Consider the following 16,778-nt stretch of genomic DNA (forward strand, 5'->3'; position numbering starts at 1 on the left):
TTAATTTAGGATATAAAATCCCTTTTCACTTGTTGAGTGAAAAGGGATTTTTGCTTTTACACAGCTTGTTTCCCAATGCTTTTGAACTGTTTTGTAATTGGATGCATCGGCAATGATTACTTTTGGATGAATGGTTTGTATAAGCCGATCTAAATTTATTTTAGGAGATTGTCTTAATAGAAGAATATCTGGGTGTATGTTTTTAGGATATACTCCTGTACTATCTACAATAAGAATCCTTTTTCCATGGAAGAATACAGTGTTTTTTAATTGTTTGGCTGCAGCCAAATGACTAAAATTTCCAACAAGATAGGCGTTCAAGTTATTGTTTTTCGCACCTATTTTTTGAAGACTATCATTGGCAAATAGAGTTACTTTCTTGCCGTTGCGTTCAGTAATTAAAGTATTCTTTTTTATATTAAAAACGACCCACTCATTTTGATTTTCAACATTCCACTCGTTCCATAAATACGAACATTGGATGCCAATAACGGAAAATAGAAGAGCTACTAATCGAGAGTAATTTCGTTTTTCGAACCAAAGAATGCCAGCTAAAATCAATGAATAACTTCCAATTAACAACAATGTATTAAACGGAATATCCTTCAGGATAAATTCTTCGAAAGAAGCAATCGTATGGATAATTTGGTTAATTAGATACAGACTCCATTCTAATGCCTTGGATAAAATTAACGGACAAAGATTAAAATAAGCTAATACCATAACCACTAATCCCAATCCCATAATGATACCTGTGAGCGGAATGATAACCAAGTTAGTTATAAAAAATAGTCCTGGAAATTGGTGGAAATAATACAAACTTAATGGTAATGTGCCGATTTGAGCCGCAAAGGAAACACTAATTATATCCCAAACGTATTTTAAGAATTTATTTTTAGGTTCCCAAAGTTGCGCGAGTAATGGCTGCAACCAAACAATGAAAAATAATGCCAAATAGCTTAATTGAAACCCAACATCAAATAAAAAAGCCGGTTGCACTACTACTATTAGCAATATAGAAACCAGTAAAGTGTGGTAAATATTTACGCTACGTCTTAAATGTTGTCCAATAGCAACAAACGAGAACATGGTAACAGACCTTACCACTGATGGCGATAAACCTGCCAGAATCCCAAATAACCATAGCGAACTTATAATTACAAATAGTTTTAATAAAGATCCTTTTCTATTGTTTGGAACTGGTTTAAGTATAAAGGTTACAAATAATAAGATGAAACCAATATGCAAACCAGATACCGACAAAATATGTACTGCACCTGCATATTGATAATCTTGGATAATTTGGGGGTCAATTTCCTGTTGTTGTCCCAAAAGGAGTGCAATTGCTACATTTAGCTCAGTAGTAGTAAAGCCGTCTTTTTTTAGATTGTTAATGATCGTATTTCGAATTTGGGCGGCATAATACCAAATGTCTTTTTCAATTAGCGTACTTACTTTAGTTTCAGTAGCATCAGCATAAAGCTGACCATAAATTTGTTTTTTTTTCAGGTAGTTGCTATAATCAAATTGATTAGGGTTTTTTGGAGCACTATTGGGGTTTAAATTGCTTTTGATTTGAAGTCGGTTGCCAATGCTAAAGGAATGATTTAAGCTGTCTTTTTTGATGTTGATGAGAATTTTCCCTGAACAATTTATTGTATCAATTTGTTGAACTAATCCCACATAGCGATGACTAAAGGCGTTGCTTTTTAATTTTTCGTGGAGAATTACCGTAATGGTATGTGGATGTTCATACACATTTGGAATTTTGGAATAATGATTATTTTGGTTGGTAGCAGTGTGAATAGTTTGAGTGGTCATACCAATACAGAAACCGGCTACTAACACTGTCCATCCAAAGGGACGAACAAAATGATATTTTTTGGAATACCAATAATAAAAAATCCCCAAAAGAAGTGAGGAAATAAAAAGGGATGTGAAAACAAGATTGGGACTTGGCTGAATAGTATTAGCATATAAAATGCCTACAATAAAAACCAATGTAACTCTTGCTAGGGGGAATTGCAAAACTTTCATTGTACTAAAATACAAAAAAATGAAAATGAAATGATAATAAATTAAAAAAGCTTCCTGCTTTTAAAAGTAGGAAGCTATGTGGGTATTTATTTTAAAAATTAGCTTAGATCTTTTACTATTAATTGTGCTGTTTTTTGACTTGCTCCGATACCTCCTAATTTTTTTTCTAGTTGGTCGTATTGAGCCAAAAGTTTTGCGCGATAGTTTTCTTCAAGAATTTTAGTTAATTCCTCTTTAATGCGTTCTGTTGTACAGTCGTCTTGAATTAATTCAGTCACAACTTCTTTATCCATAATGAGGTTTACTAATGAAATGTATTTCAAAGTAATGATTCGTTTAGCAATTTGGTACGAAGCCCAACTTCCTTTGTAGCACACTACCTCGGGAACTTTAAAAAGTGCGGTTTCTAGAGTAGCAGTTCCAGAAGTGACCAAAGCAGCAGTTGCGATTCCTAATAGTGAATAGGTTTTATTAGAGATGAATTTGATATTATCATTCGTAATAAACTTTTCGTAGAAAGAAAAATCTTGACTTGGCGCGCCTGCAATTACAAATTGGTAGTCAGGAAAATCATTGGCAACACTCAACATTACGGAGAGCATTTTGGTAATTTCTTGTTGGCGACTTCCAGGTAAAATAGCGATTATGGGTTGGTCATTTAATTGATTTTCTTTTCTAAAAACAGCATCGTCAACCTTGGGTTGGTTATGAATTGCATCAATCAACGGATGCCCCACAAAGTGAACTGGATAGTGGTGTTTGTTTTCATAAAACTCTTTTTCGAAAGGTAAAATCACATACATCTGATCTACATCTCGCTTAATGTCTTTAATTCTATTCTCTTTCCAAGCCCAAATTTGAGGTGAAATATAATAATGAGTTTTGATGTTTAAGGTTTTTGCCCATTTAGCAATACGCAAGTTAAATCCAGGGTAATCTATAAATACAAGTACATCAGGTTGGAACTCCAAAATGTCTTTTTTGGCAAGGGTAATATTGTTTAAAATGGTCTTTAAATTGAATACCACTTCAATGAAACCCATAAAAGCGAGTTCTTTGTAATGTTTTACTAAAGTTCCGCCCACAGATTGCATCAAATCGCCACCCCAAAACCTAATATCAGCTTTTGGATCTTCTTGATAGAGGGCTTTCATTAAATTCGATCCGTGTAAATCTCCAGAGGCTTCTCCTGCTATGATATAATATCTCATTGTTTCTTCTTTTGCGGAAGGTTAAACTAACAGCGTAATCAAGGTGAGTGTAATTACGGCTAAAATTACGCCGCGTGCCATAAACTCTTTATTCAATTTTAATAGTCCCCAAAAAAGCACTAAATCTAAAACAGTTCCTAAGGTAATTATTTTTCCTAATTTACCGTCAGCTTGTAGTAATTCAACTCCAGCGATAAAAGTAAATTTTGTAAACAATTGAATGAATAAAAAACATCCAAAAACAGAAGTTATTATTCCTATTGTAAATCCAAGTAGAAGGTCGGTTTTGTTTTTCAAAAGATATCGGTGTTGGTTTTTAATACACTTTAATCAAAATAATGAACAAAGAAAAACAAAAAATACCAACTTCATTCATTTAATTCTTGCCAAAAAGAACAATTTTATATCTTTAACAAAAAATTATGCACGCCTTATCATTGTTAAAATAACTTTTACTGTAATTTAGACAAAAAACCGGATGAATACCATTTTACAATTTATGAAAAAAAATTATAAACTACTCTTAGTAGTCACCTTTGTATCTTTATCCTTACTAGCTTTTAAATCTAATTTTAGTTCTTCTTCAGACCCTGAGAAAGACAAGCTATTGATAGAGCTATTAACCTTTGTTTTGGAAAAAGGACATTATAGTCCCGCAACTATGGATGATGAGTTTTCTAAAGGAGTGTACAAGGATTATATCGAAGCTTTGGATCCATCCAAACGTTTCTTTTTGCAAGCAGATATTGATGAGTTTTCTAAATATGAATTGGAACTTGACGATCAATTATTGAATAAAGACTTGACGTTTTTTGACTTAACCTACACGCGATTAATTCAACGTATTGAGGAAAGTAAGTCAATATACAAATCTATTTTGAATCAACCTTTTGACTATACTATTGACGAATCATTCAATACAGATTATGAAAAAATGCCATACGCTAAAAACACTTCCGAGTTAAAGGAAAGATGGCGCAAGCAAATCAAATTATCTACATTGTCTTCTCTTGTTGATCGTCAGGAAATTCAGGATAGCAATGGTGTAATTGATAAAGATTTAAAGGCAGTTGCGGCTCCCTTAGACGAGGAATCTGATTTTCAGGATGCAGCAGAAACTGAAAATAAGAAAGAAGTTGCAGTTACTAAAGACAAGAAAAAATCTTTTGATGAATTAGAAAAAGAAACAAGAGAGAGTTCTCTAAAATCGTTAGATGAATATTTTGGCTTTATTAAAGATTTAACTCGAAAGGATTACTTTTCGGTATATCTGAATTCAGTTACCTCAAAGTTTGATCCACATACAAATTATTTGGCACCAGAAGATAAAGAACGATTTGATGTGAGTATGAGTGGTAAACTAGAAGGAATTGGCGCTCGTTTACAAAAGAAAAATGACTATACTGAAATATCAGAGTTGATTTCAGGAGGCCCTGCTTGGAGAGGAAAACAATTGGAGGCTGGAGACATTGTTATAAAAGTAGGTCAGGGTAATCAAGAGCCTATTGATGTAGTAGGAATGCGATTGGATGATGTGGTTAAGAAAATCAAAGGAACCAAAGGAACTGAAGTACGACTTACGGTTAAAAAAGTGGATGGAACCATCAAAGTAATTTCAATTATTAGAGACATTGTCGAAATAGAAGAAACCTATGCCAAGTCAAGTATTGTTGAAAAAAACGGAACGAAGTATGGCGTAATCTATTTGCCTAAATTTTATATTGACTTTGAAGATAGAGACGGTAGAGACGCTGGAAAAGACATTGCACTCGAAGTAGCAAGATTAAAGAAGGAAAATGTTAGCGGAATTGTTTTGGATGTCCGAGATGATGGGGGAGGATCTTTGTCTACTGTGGTTGATATTGCAGGACTTTTTATAGAAGAAGGTCCAATTGTACAAATTAAATCAGCAGGTAAAAGAAAAGAAGTACTTTATGATCGTGATAAAAAAATTGAGTGGGATGGTCCGTTAGTAATTATGGTGAATAGTTTTTCTGCTTCGGCTTCAGAGATTTTAGCTGCAGCGATCCAAGACTACAAACGCGGAATCATCATTGGAAGTAAACAAACATATGGTAAAGGAACAGTTCAAAATGTGATTGATTTAAACCAATTTGTTAGAAGTAGTTCTGTAGGGGATTTAGGAGCACTTAAAACAACTACTCAAAAATTTTATAGAATAAATGGTGGTTCAACACAATTAGAAGGTGTGAGTAGCGATATTGTTATGCCAGATCGTTATTCTTATCTTAAAATGGGAGAGCGTGATATGAAAAATGCGATGCCTTGGGATAAAATTGATCCAGCGTCTTATTCTACTTGGGTAAACAATAAAAACTTCAACCAAGTAATTATGAATAGTAAAAATAGAATCGCCAAAAATGCCCAATTTCAATTAGTAGAGGATAATGCTAAATGGATAGACAGCAGAAGTGAGGATTATGTATATAGTTTGAACATTGATAAATTTAAATTGGCACAAAAGCAAATTGAAGAACGCGCAAAAATGTACAAGCCGCTTAAGAATTATTCTAATAAGTTAAAGTTCAATTCGCTTCCTTATGAAATTGAAATTATGGCAAAGGATAATTCCTTGAAAGAAAAAAGACAGCGTTGGCACGAATCTTTATCCAAAGATATTTATGTAGAAGAAGCGCTAAATGTATTAGACGATTTACAAGGCAAACCAATTGTCAAAAAACCAATGAATGCAAAATTAAAAGATGGTAAACTAGTAAAATCGTAACCAAAAGATTTAAATAAAAAGCGCTTATAAAGCGCTTTTTATTTAAACTACCATTCATTAACTTTATTGGCATCCATTTTTAAAAAGATAAAGAGCAAAATTGTAAAGCCCCAAAGTCCTGAACCTCCATAAGAAAAGAACGGCAATGGTACGCCTATAGTTGGGAAAATACCTACTACCATCGCTATATTCACAAAAAAGTGGATGAACAAAATACCCGCAACACAGTATCCATATACACGACTAAATTTAGTTTTTTGTCGCTCCGCTAAATAGATAATACGCAATAGTAAGGTTACAAAAAGTCCAATTACAACTAAAGAACCTAAAAATCCCCATTCTTCTCCAACGGTTGTAAAAATATAATCGGTATGTTGTGCTGGAACAAAACCTCCTTTAGTTTGGGTTCCTTCGAGGAAACCTTTTCCAAAAAAGCCTCCTGAGCCAATCGCAATTTCAGATTGATTTGTGTTGTATCCAATCCCCTTCATATCTACTGTTTTTCCAAGTAAAATATTAAAACGATCTCTGTGATGTTGTTTAAAAATACTTGTAAATACATAATTTACAGATAGTACAAAACCTGAAATTATACCCAATAATATTCCGCTAAGAACAATATTTCTATCTGCTAAACGCGATTTAAAGTGAACAAATACGATGACAATTAACGCTAAAAGAATAACATAAACGGGTTGGAAAAGTAATGTTAATACAAATAAAAGTATTGCTGCAAAACCTGTCCAAATATACCATGAAGGTAAACCCTCTCGGTACAATACTAAGAAGAATGCGCTATAAATAAGCGCACTACCTGGATCTGGCTGAGGTAGGATTAATAATACAGGTAAAAAAACAAGTGCTAAAGCTTGAATTTGTCTATTGGTATGAGACAGATTAATTTGACTGTCACTTAGGTATTTAGCTAGCGCTAATGCGGTCGCTGCTTTTGCAAATTCAGAAGGCTGTAATGTGAAACTTCCGATACCATACCAACAACGTTGTCCAGCTATCGTTTTTCCAAAAGCAAATAAACCCAAAAGAGAAATTAAACCTACACCATAAATAATTGAGGCGTATTTTTCATAAAATTTACCGTCTACAAAAAGCACAATAAATATTAATGGTATAGATAAAACAATAAATAAAAATTGCTTTTCAGAAGTTCCTTCCATTGATGATAAAGAAGAGGAATAAATATTTAGCCATCCTAAAAGAACAAGGATGGTATATATAATTACGCAACTCCAATCAATATTATTGGTTATACTTTGGTTTTTCATATGTTTAAATTCTATTTTTTAGCGGTAACATATGGTTTCGCTTTTTTATCATTGTGTTTGCTTGCGTAAAATTGTTGTAAATGCCGATTTCACAATTTAACGAGCCACTTTTTTAACGGATTGTATTGTGTCTTTTTTTAATTTGGGACTACTCGTTTTACTTTTTATAATAGAGTCTTGTTTTCTCATTTCTTTTTTAACAGTTTCCGAAAGCCCGCCCAGTTTTGCATATTGACCTTGTAAACTTTTATTTAGAATACGAGTTTCTAGATCAGTTCTTGTTATTTTATTTCTAAGGTATTTTTCAATCATCAAACTGGCAATTGGACCGGCAATTGTTGCCCCATAACCACCATTTTCTACCATTACGGCTATTGCAATTTTTGGATTATCTTTTGGTGCAAAGGCAACAAATATTGAATGATCTTCAAGTTGAGTTCTAACTCCTCCAATCTTAGCAAAATTCTCCGCAGTTCCAGTTTTTCCACAAATATCGATTCCTTCTACTTTAAGATGATAGGCCGTACCTAAATTATATACATCAAATAAACCATCAATAATTGGTTTAAAATATTTTCTATCAATTGTGGTATAATGTTTCGTTGTGAATTTTTTTTCTATTTTTCTCCCTTTAATATTTTTAATAATGTGAGGAGTATAATAATAACCTTGATTCGCTACTGTTGCCATCATATTCGCTAATTGAATAGGTGTCATTAACACTTCTCCTTGACCAATTGCATTAGATACAATAGCTGTACTTCGCCAACCTCCATTTGGATAGATTCTTTTATACGTTTTTGAATCCGGAATGTTGCCTTTTCTCCCAGTTGGAAGGTCATATCCCATAAATTGTCCAAGTCCAAAACTTTTTACATGTTTACTCCAAACATCAACCGCATAAGCTGGTTTTACATATTTATTGATTGTTTTCATATAAGAAGTTCCGAAAAAGGCATTACAAGATTCATAAATTCCTCTGTGTAATTGCAACATTCCACCATGACAGTGACATCTCATGAAACGACCTCTTGCATAACTAAATCCATGATTACAGGCAACAGCTGTCTGTTCATTAATAACGCCTTCTTGTAAAGCAACTAAACCAGTTAAAATTTTAAAAGGTGATCCTGGCGGATATTCTGCAAGTAGCCCTCTATCATATAATGGTTTGGCAATGGAATCTCGATACAACTGGGTATAATTTTTAGAACGTTGTCTACCTACTAATATGGATGGATCATAGGAGGGTGCTGTAATTAATGATAATATTTCTCCTGTTTTGGGTTCGATTGCTACAATACCACCGCGTTTATTGATCATTAACTCTTCGCCGTACTTTTGAAGTTCTGCATCAATTGTTAAGTTGATGTCGCTTCCTTGTACTGCAATAGTGTCGTATTTTCCTTCTTTGAAAGAACCTATTTCTCTGTTGTATTTGTCTTTTTGAATGTATTTTACCCCTTTAATTCCTCGCAAAACTTCCTCATAACTTTCTTCCACCCCTTGTTCGCCAATTAAATCACCGCTATTATAATAGGGGTTTTTTGCAATTAAGTTTTCATTTACCTGGGTGATAAAGCCAAAAATATTTGCGCCATAATTTACTTCATAATCTCGAAGAGAACGTTTTTGAAAATAAAAACCTTGAAATTTTCTAATTTTTTCTTGGAAAGCAGCAAATTCAATTTTGTTAAGTTGAGTTAAAAATACCGAAGGTAATCTTGGGCTGTATATTGTAGCTTTCTCGATTTTCTTGATAAAATCCTCTTTTGTGATATTGAGAAGTTCACAAAATTCGGTTGTGTCAATTTTTTTAACCTCCCTTGGGATTACCATAATATCATAAGAAGCTTGGTTTGAAACCAAAAGTTTGCCTTTTCTATCAAAAATATAACCTCTCTCCGGATAGTCATATTTTATCTTGATGGCATTGTTATCGGATTTCAATTTAAATGAATCATCGACAACTTGTAGAAAAAAAATACGTAAAACTAATAATGAAGCTCCAATAATAATTAAGGTAGGTAGCAAGACTTTTCTCATCGCTTATTTGGCTTAATTAAATAGATTATAATAACTGAAATGATAATTGTTAAGGCTGTACTAGTAATACTTCTCAATAGAATATCAAAAATTAAACTGAATTGAAAAGCTTCTAAAATAAATAAAATCAAATGATGCAATAAAATTGCAACAAAAAGAAATGAAAATCTCTCTGGAGTTAGAGTATCGTTTAGTTTAATGGTTTGGTATTCATAACTCACTCCAAAAGCAAATTTAAAAATACTAGGTCTGAAGTAAGCTAATAGTATACTTGCAGTTGTATGTATTCCTCCAGAATTACTAAAAATATCTAGCAATAAACCAAGAAAAAAACTACTAATTAAAAGCGCCGATTTATTTCCGTTTACAGGAAATAAAATGATGAAAAGTACATAGGGAAACGGACTTACAAAGCCAAATAGATTAATGTTATTGAAAATAATTATTTGCAATAAGAACAAACTGATAAATCTAAAAATATTTAAAAAAAAGCTGCTATTCATCTTCTTTACTTTTTTCTAGATTGATAATTTCTTGTCGGTCTTTTCCTTTAATGATGTATACATGTCCTAGATTGGTCATGTCATTGAATAATTTGATATCTAAAGTATAATAATTTGTCTCATTGTCGATATACACTTTATCAATAGTTCCAATATTGATATTTTCTGGAAAAATTACAGATTGTCCTCCTGTTACAATAGTATCTCCTTTTCTAACCGAAGCTAATCTTGGGACATCAATTAATTGCACATATCCTGTACTTTTTCCATTCCAAATTAATGAACCAAAGTGATTTGATTTTTTTACTTTCGCATTTATTTGCGATTTTTTATTCAAAATACTTATTACAGTTGCATAGTTTGGAGACGTATTATCAATTATCCCAACAATTCCCAAACTATTAATAACACCCATGTCGGGTTTAATGCCTTGACGTTCTCCGGAATTGATGGTTAGATAATTCTCATATACACTGTACGAGTTACGAATAACTTTGGATACAATTATGTCTTGAGAGCGTACTCCTTTTATACTATCTAATCTTGCTGCTACAGAAGAATCAGCTGTCTTAAATAGTAGGCTTTTTAATGTGGCGTTTTCTTGTGCTAAAGCCTCGTTTTGTGATTTTAAATTCAAGTATTCATCAAATTCGCTAAGTTGTTCGTATACTCCTCCGCTTAAGAAATTAGCTGAACTAATTACTCTACTTCTATGAAAAGAATGGGATTGAATAGTTAGTGATAACGAAATACCTAAAAGCAGCAAAAACAGTAAGCGATTACTGTTTTTAAATATAAAAGATACTATTTGCTGCATTTTTTAAATGTATAATTGATGATTTTCTTTTAAAAAAATATTATTTAATCAAGATACTTTTGAATCTATTGATATTTTTTAATGCCATTCCAGTTCCTCTTACCACAGCTCTTAATGGATCTTCGGCTATGTAAACAGGCAGGTCAGTTTTTAACGAAATACGTTTATCAAGACCACGTAACATAGATCCACCTCCAGCAAGATAAATACCAGTATTATAAATATCAGCGGCTAATTCAGGTGGAGTTTGAGATAGCGTCTCCATGATCGCATCTTCGATACGTTGAATAGATTTATCCAAGGCTTTTGCAATTTCACGGTGAGAAACTTCAACTTGTTTTGGTTTTCCAGTTAATAAATCTCGTCCTTGTACTGACATATCTTCTGGAGCAGTTTCCAAATCGTCTAAAGCAGCTCCAATTTGAATTTTAATTTTTTCGGCAGTACTTTCTCCAACAAATAAGTTGTGTTGGGTACGCATATAATAAATGATGTCATTGGTAAATACATCTCCAGCAATTTTAACCGATTTGTCACAAACAATTCCGCCAAGCGCAATTACTGCAATTTCAGTAGTACCACCACCGATGTCGACAATCATATTTCCCTTAGGTTGCATAATGTCAATACCAATACCAATAGCAGCTGCCATTGGCTCGTGAATCAAATATACTTCTTTTCCATTTACTCTTTCACAGGATTCTTTCACCGCGCGCATTTCTACTTCTGTAATCCCTGATGGAATACAAACGACCATTCGTAATGCTGGAGTAAACATTCTTTTTTTCAATGCAGGAATGCTCTTAATAAACATATTAATCATTTTCTCTGACGCATCAAAATCAGCAATTACTCCGTCTTTTAGAGGGCGAATTGTTTTAATGTTTTCGTGAGTTTTACCCTGCATCATGTTGGCTTCTTTACCAACAGCAATTATTTTACCAGAAATTCTATCTCTAGCAACAATAGAAGGGCTATCTATAACAACTTTATCGTTGTGAATAATTAGTGTGTTTGCGGTACCAAGGTCGATTGCGATATCCTCGGTCATGAAATCAAAAAATCCCATAAGCGTAATTGGGTTTTAAATTTAAAATTAAATAACAAGCAAAGTTAAACAAATTAATGTTTAAAATGACGTGTTCCTGTAAATACCATTGCTAATTTATTTTCGTTACAATAGTCGATACTCAATTGGTCTTTAATTGAACCTCCTGGTTGAATTACAGCAGTGATTCCAGCTTTTTTAGCCAACTCCACACAGTCAGGAAAAGGGAAAAAAGCATCACTTGCCATGGAAGCTCCGTTAAGGTCAAAACCAAAAGCACTTGCTTTATCAATAGCTTGCATTAGCGCATCAACTCGAGAAGTTTGCCCTGTTCCAGAGGAAATGAGCGTTCCGTTTTTAGCAAAAACAATCGTATTCGATTTAGTGTTTTTACACACTTTTGATGCAAAAATTAAATCTTCTACTTCTTGAGCTGTTGGTGCTGTAATTGTAACTGTTTTTAAATCTTCTTTTGTATCGGTAATATTATTTCTATCCTGAACTAAAATTCCGTTCAAACAAGTTCGAACTTGTCTTTCTGGCAAGGCAACTTTATTTTGAACCAAAATAATTCTGTTTTTCTTTTCTTCTAAAATAGTAATGGCTTCTGAATCAAATTCAGGTGCAATAACAACTTCACAAAACAGATGATTAATTTCAGTTGCTGTAGCAACATCAATTTTGGTATTAGCAATTAGCACGCCTCCAAAAGCTGATGTTGGATCGCAAGCCAAAGCAGCTAAATACGCTTCACAAATTGTTTTTCTTGAAGCTAACCCACAAGCATTGTTGTGTTTTAGAATAGCGAAAGTTGGTCCGTCATTTTGAAATTCATTAATCAAATTGACTGCAGCGTCTACATCAAGTAGGTTGTTGTAGGATAGTTCTTTTCCGTGGACTTTATTGAACATTTTCTCAAATTCGCCAAAGAAAAATCCTTTTTGATGAGGGTTTTCTCCGTAACGCAATACTTGTCCATTGGCAATACTTTCTTTATAAATCGTTTCGTCAGTATTGAAATAATTAAAAATTGCTCCATCATAGTGAGAAGAAACGTGAAATGCCTTGGTTGCTAAAAGTTTTCTATCTTCTAATGAAGTTGTACCATTTTGATTGGTAATCATATCTAAAAACAAGCTATAATCGTCAACCGAAGCTACAATAACAGTATCTTTAAAGTTTTTTGCAGCGGCACGAATCAATGAAATTCCGCCAATATCAATTTTTTCAATAATATCTGCTTCACTTGCTCTTGAAGCAACTGTTTTTTCAAAAGGGTATAAATCAACAATGACTAAATCAATTTGAGGAATGTCAAATTCTTTCATTTGTTGCACATCACTTTCATTATCCTGACGGTTCAAGATGCCTCCAAAAACTTTCGGATGTAATGTTTTAACTCTTCCGCCAAGAATCGATGGATATGAAGTTACATCTTCAACAGGAATTACTGGAATGCCTAAATTTTTGATAAAATCTTCTGTTCCACCAGTTGAATAAAGTGTTACATTTTGAGAATGCAATTTTCTTACAATTGGTTCAAGACCGTCTTTAGAAAATACTGAAATTAATGCAGATTGAATGGATTTAGTTGTGCTCATTGTGTAGTTAAAATTATAAAGTGCAAAAATAGTTTTTTTTTGATTATAAATATCCATCTAGAGCTGTAACATTCTACTAATTATGAAGACAAATTGGAGGGTTAATTTATATTAGGTTTTTGAATAAAATTTGTTCAATTTTACAATAATACAAAAGTGAAATAGTATGTTAGTATATCTTCGTTTATTAAAAGAGAGTTTTGGGTTTGCATTGAATGCTTTACGCAATAATAAACTCAGGACCTTACTTTCTTTACTGGGGGTTACTATTGGAATATTTTCTATTATAGCAGTGTTAGCTGCGGTAGATTCTTTGGATAGAAAAATTAAAAAAGACCTGAGTAGTTTAGATAAAAACACCATTTATTTAATGCGCTTTTCTTTTGGACCCTCTGAAATTCCTCAATGGAAAAGAGAACAATTCCCAAATGTAAAGTATGATGAATACGAATATTTAAAAAGTTCATTAAATGATCTCAATCAAATGGCTTTTCAATTTTTTGTTAATAGAGAAACAATAAAATACCAGTCGGCTACAGTGAGCGATATTAATGTAGTTCCTGTTTCTCACGAATTTATAGAAATTGAGGGATTAGAATTTGATGAAGGGCGTTTTTACAATGAATCCGAGTCCAATTCAGGTTCAGCGGTCATCGTTTTAGGAAATGAAATTGCATCGGGTCTTTTTGAAGGGGCTAGTCCTATTGGCAAAAATGTTAGACTTTATGGACAACGATTTACGGTAATTGGAGTGTTAAAAAAACAGGGCGCTGGAATTTTTGGGGATAGTAATGACACTTCTGTATTTATTCCAGTTAATTTTTTAAGAAGAATGTATGGTGATAATAACGATGCTTTAACTCCGGTAATTTTAATAAAGCCTGAAAAAGGAGTCGATATGGATGCTTTTAAAGCAGAACTTACCCAGAAGTTACGTAATTATCGCGGTATGAAAACCGATGAAATAGACAATTTCTTTATCAATGTTTTGTCTGGTTTTACCGATTTAATTGATGGAATTGTTGGGCAAATGAATGTAGTCGGTTGGATTATCAGCGGATTCTCATTATTGGTAGGAGGATTTGGTATTGCTAATATCATGTTTGTTTCGGTAAAAGAGAGAACCAATTTGATTGGAATACAAAAATCTTTGGGGGCTAAAAATCGATTTATTTTATTTCAATTTTTATTTGAGGCGGTAATTCTTTCAGTAATTGGAGGTGTAGTGGGATTGTTTTTAGTTTGGATTATATCTATAGTGCTAAGTAAAGCTATGGATTTTGAATTTGTGTTAAGCATGGGTAATGTAATTTTAGGGACAAGCTTAGCAGCTATAATTGGTTTGATTTCTGGAATTATGCCTGCAATTACAGCATCTAAATTAGATCCCGTAGAAGCCATTAGAACTGGAATGTAGGACTATTTTAAAGTATAAAAAACCCCAAAAAGCAATTTGCCTTTTGGGGTTTTTTCTTATTGTTATTTTTCGACTAGCGAATATCGTTATTCTGAATTAAATCGATATACAAGTTGATCTTGTCTTTTAATTCTTTTCTTGGTGTAATAAAATCAAGGAAACCATGTTCTAAAAGAAATTCTGCAGTTTGAAATCCTTCAGGCAAATCTTTTCCAGTAGTATCTCTCACTACACGAGGTCCCGCAAAACCAATTAGCGCGCCGGGTTCAGAGATGTTGATGTCTCCAAGCATGGCATAAGAAGCAGTAGTTCCTCCGGTTGTTGGGTCAGTACATAATGAAATATAAGGCAATTTAGCATCTGCTAATTGAACCAATTTTACAGAAGTCTTAGCTAATTGCATTAAAGAAAATGCCGCTTCCATCATACGCGCTCCACCTGATTTCGAAATCATTACAAAAGGCATTTTGTGTTGGATTGCGTGTTCAATTCCTCTAACTATTTTTTCACCTACAACTCCTCCCATTGATCCTCCAATAAAAGCAAAATCCATACAGCAAACCACTATGTCTTTTCCTTTGGATTTCCCAACAGCAGTTCGAACTGCATCGTTCAATTTTGTTTTTGCCGTGACATCTTTAAGACGGTCTGAATATTTTTTGGTATCCACAAAATTAAGTGAATCCTTAGAAGTCATATTTTTATCTAATTCAACAAACTCATTATTGTCGAATAAAATTTCGAAATAAGTTTCACTTCCAATTCGAACGTGAAAATCATCTTCAGGGCTCACATACAAGTTGCGTGCTAATTCCTCTGCGTCAATAATTTTTCCCGTTGGAGATTTGTACCAAAGACCTTTTGGAACATCCATTTTGTCTTCAGTAGGAGTAGTAATTCCTTTTTCCTGTCTTTTAAACCAAGCCATAGTTGTACTAAATAAAGAACCATTGACAATTAAATAAATCGTCAATGGTTAATTGTTAATTATAGAGTATTTACATTGTTCAAGTCAGCAAATGCTTGCTCTAATCTTGTGTTGAATGTAACTTCACTTTCGCGAATCCATTTTCTTGGATCGTAGTATTTTTTATTTGGAACATCTGCCCCTTCAGGATTACCAATTTGAGTTTTTAAATAATCAATATTGGTAACCATATAATCACGAATTCCTTCTGTATAAGCAAATTGTAAATCAGTATCAATGTTCATTTTAACTACACCATATCCAATCGCCTCTCTGATTTCTTCCAAAGTAGAACCTGATCCACCGTGGAAAACGAAATCAACTGGATTAGCACCTGTATTGTATTTGTTTTGAACGAAATCTTGAGAATTTTTTAAGATTTTTGGAGTTAATTTTACGTTACCTGGTTTGTAAACTCCGTGAACGTTTCCAAAAGCAGCAGCAATAGTAAATTTAGGACTTACTTTTGATAATTCTTCGTAAGCATATGCTACTTCTTCTGGTTGAGTGTATAATTTTGAGCTGTCAACATCAGAGTTATCTACACCATCTTCTTCACCACCAGTAATTCCTAATTCGATTTCTAATGTCATTCCCATTTTACTCATACGAGCCAAATATTCTTTACAAATTTCGATATTTTCTTCAATTGGCTCTTCTGACAAGTCAATCATATGCGATGAAAACAAAGGTTTTCCTGTAGCTGCAAAGTGTTTTTCAGACGCGTCTAATAAACCGTCAATCCAAGGTAATAATTTTTTAGCGCAGTGGTCAGTGTGTAAAATTACAGTAGCTCCGTATGCTTCTGCTAAAGTATGGATATGAAGAGCTCCAGCAATTCCGCCAGCGATAGCTGCTTTTTCTCCTGCATTAGATAATCCTTTTCCAGCATTAAATTGTGCACCTCCATTAGAAAATTGAATAATAACAGGTGCGTTTAATTTTGCAGCCGTTTCAAGAACTCCATTAATTGAGCTTGATCCAGTAACGTTAACCGCAGGAAGCGCAAACCCTTTTTCTTTTGCATAGTTGAAAATTTCTTGCACTTGGTCTCCGGTTGCAACCCCTGGTTTGATGTTGTGTGACATTGTAATTGTTTTTA

13 protein-coding genes are annotated in these 16,778 nt (G+C 33.3%); 2 read left to right on the forward strand and 11 right to left on the reverse strand.

From position 1 onward, the window contains the following. The 3 genes from LPC20_RS04470 to LPC20_RS04480 form a co-directional block, all read right to left on the reverse strand. Positions 1 to 2,037 carry a ComEC/Rec2 family competence protein gene (locus LPC20_RS04470; RefSeq protein ID WP_229326873.1) on the reverse strand — a complete coding sequence of 679 codons (2,037 nt, stop codon included), beginning with the start codon at positions 2,035 to 2,037 and terminating at the stop codon, positions 1 to 3. 98 nt (positions 2,038 to 2,135) lie between these two features. After that, a complete protein-coding gene (gene lpxB, locus LPC20_RS04475; RefSeq protein ID WP_229326875.1) occupies positions 2,136 to 3,248 on the reverse strand; it encodes a lipid-A-disaccharide synthase in 1,113 nt (370 codons plus the stop codon). A gap of 21 nt (positions 3,249 to 3,269) precedes the next feature. Further along, positions 3,270 to 3,545, reverse strand: a complete 276-nt coding sequence (locus LPC20_RS04480; RefSeq protein WP_229326877.1) for a hypothetical protein — start codon at positions 3,543 to 3,545, stop codon at positions 3,270 to 3,272. A 181-nt stretch (positions 3,546 to 3,726) separates the two neighbouring features. On the opposite strand from LPC20_RS04480, the gene LPC20_RS04485 reads away from it, so the two are divergent. Continuing rightward, positions 3,727 to 5,994 carry a carboxy terminal-processing peptidase gene (locus LPC20_RS04485; RefSeq protein ID WP_229326879.1) on the forward strand — a complete coding sequence of 756 codons (2,268 nt, stop codon included), beginning with the start codon at positions 3,727 to 3,729 and terminating at the stop codon, positions 5,992 to 5,994. Positions 5,995 to 6,041: 47 nt separating this feature from the next. Here the strand turns inward: LPC20_RS04485 and rodA are convergent, their stop codons facing one another. The 6 genes from rodA to purH form a co-directional block, all read right to left on the reverse strand. After that, entirely contained in the window at positions 6,042 to 7,277 is a 1,236-nt protein-coding gene (rodA, locus tag LPC20_RS04490) for a rod shape-determining protein RodA (protein WP_229326881.1), read from the reverse strand. Positions 7,278 to 7,373: 96 nt separating this feature from the next. Next, positions 7,374 to 9,323: a penicillin-binding protein 2 gene (gene mrdA, locus LPC20_RS04495; protein WP_229326883.1), complete on the reverse strand. Its 1,950-nt coding sequence runs from the start codon at positions 9,321 to 9,323 to the stop codon at positions 7,374 to 7,376. After that, a complete protein-coding gene (locus LPC20_RS04500; RefSeq protein WP_229326885.1) occupies positions 9,320 to 9,826 on the reverse strand; it encodes a rod shape-determining protein MreD in 507 nt (168 codons plus the stop codon). Before LPC20_RS04500 ends, mrdA begins: the two co-directional genes overlap by 4 nt. Beyond that, the gene (gene mreC, locus LPC20_RS04505) at positions 9,819 to 10,643 is read right to left on the reverse strand and encodes a rod shape-determining protein MreC (protein WP_229326887.1); all 825 of its coding nucleotides are present in this window, start codon (positions 10,641 to 10,643) and stop codon (positions 9,819 to 9,821) included. The genes LPC20_RS04500 and mreC overlap by 8 nt, the downstream gene beginning before the upstream one ends. Before the next feature lie 40 nt (positions 10,644 to 10,683). After that, positions 10,684 to 11,712, reverse strand: coding sequence for a rod shape-determining protein (locus LPC20_RS04510; protein ID WP_229326889.1), 1,029 nt, complete (start codon positions 11,710 to 11,712; stop codon positions 10,684 to 10,686). Between the two features lie 53 nt (positions 11,713 to 11,765). Then, positions 11,766 to 13,292, reverse strand: coding sequence for a bifunctional phosphoribosylaminoimidazolecarboxamide formyltransferase/IMP cyclohydrolase (gene purH / locus LPC20_RS04515; protein WP_229326891.1), 1,527 nt, complete (start codon positions 13,290 to 13,292; stop codon positions 11,766 to 11,768). 166 nt (positions 13,293 to 13,458) lie between these two features. Between purH and LPC20_RS04520 the strand changes: the two genes are divergently transcribed. Further along, on the forward strand, positions 13,459 to 14,709 hold the full coding sequence (locus LPC20_RS04520; protein WP_229326892.1) for an ABC transporter permease: 1,251 nt from the start codon (positions 13,459 to 13,461) through the stop codon (positions 14,707 to 14,709). 73 nt (positions 14,710 to 14,782) lie between these two features. On the opposite strand, the gene accD is transcribed toward LPC20_RS04520, so the two are convergent. Together accD and fbaA are read right to left on the reverse strand one after the other, a co-directional pair. Beyond that, on the reverse strand, positions 14,783 to 15,637 hold the full coding sequence (gene accD / locus LPC20_RS04525; RefSeq protein ID WP_229327126.1) for an acetyl-CoA carboxylase, carboxyltransferase subunit beta: 855 nt from the start codon (positions 15,635 to 15,637) through the stop codon (positions 14,783 to 14,785). A 59-nt stretch (positions 15,638 to 15,696) separates the two neighbouring features. Next, entirely contained in the window at positions 15,697 to 16,764 is a 1,068-nt protein-coding gene (fbaA, locus tag LPC20_RS04530; RefSeq protein WP_229326893.1) for a class II fructose-bisphosphate aldolase, read from the reverse strand. Positions 16,765 to 16,778: the final 14 nt, after the last annotated feature.

Origin of the sequence: Flavobacterium ammonificans (genome assembly GCF_020886115.1) — a bacterium.
In the GTDB taxonomy this organism is placed as follows: Bacteria; Bacteroidota; Bacteroidia; order Flavobacteriales; family Flavobacteriaceae; genus Flavobacterium; species Flavobacterium ammonificans.